This is a genomic window from Alkalibacterium indicireducens, assembly GCF_039522005.1.
In the GTDB taxonomy this organism is placed as follows: domain Bacteria; phylum Bacillota; class Bacilli; order Lactobacillales; family Carnobacteriaceae_A; genus Alkalibacterium; species Alkalibacterium indicireducens.
The window spans coordinates 1-716 of record NZ_BAAADA010000160.1 but is presented as its reverse complement, the minus strand read 5'-3'; the positions used below and the strand labels follow the sequence as shown (position 1 = coordinate 716).

Here is a 716-nt window from a genome sequence, read left to right as displayed (position 1 = left end):
GTCCGAAGCCGATTCATCCCCCACTTTACACTTCGTAAGAAGTGGGGGTCTTCTCGGCTATTTTAGATAAATACTACAACTTCAGAAAATTACCGGATGCTTTGTCATTCTTCAATGGTAAGCGATTCGTTCCTTTCGTTGTAATTTTATGGTCACTGATTGCGGCCGTTGTGCTTTCAATTGTCTGGCCGGTCATCCAAGGCGGAATCAACAGTTTCGGGGTATGGATAGCTGAATCACAGGATACGGCCCCAGTCGTGGCTCCCTTCCTTTTCGGGACTCTTGAACGACTATTGCTGCCGTTCGGTCTGCATCATATGCTGACCATTCCAATCAACTATACACCACTTGGAGGAACCTACGAGGTGCTGAGTGGAGCGCAGGAAGGTGCGCTGGTATTTGGACAGGATCCGTTGTGGCTGGCATGGGCACGTGACCTGGTCAATCTGGATGCTGCTGGAGATACCAGCACATATCAGTATGCCATGGAAACTTTCGTACCAGCTCGCTTTAAAGTAGGTCAAATGATTGGATCGTCAGGTATTTTAATGGGACTGGCTTATGCGATGTATAAAAATGTCGATAAAGATAAACGAAAGCAGTATAAATCGATGTACTTGTCTGCCGGACTGGCAGTTTTTCTTATAGAATAGGAAAGTATAAAGTTTTACCCGCTAGAAAGCCTATCACCTCAAACGTTAATCACTATCACTTGA

1 pseudogene is annotated in these 716 nt (G+C 45.5%); it reads left to right on the top strand.

The window, feature by feature from the left end:
* Nucleotides 1–41 precede the first annotated feature (41 nt).
* A pseudogene (locus tag ABFX15_RS09270) lies at nucleotides 42–644 on the top strand (PTS transporter subunit EIIC); the annotation flags it as partial.
* Between the last annotated feature and the right edge of the window lie 72 nt (nucleotides 645–716).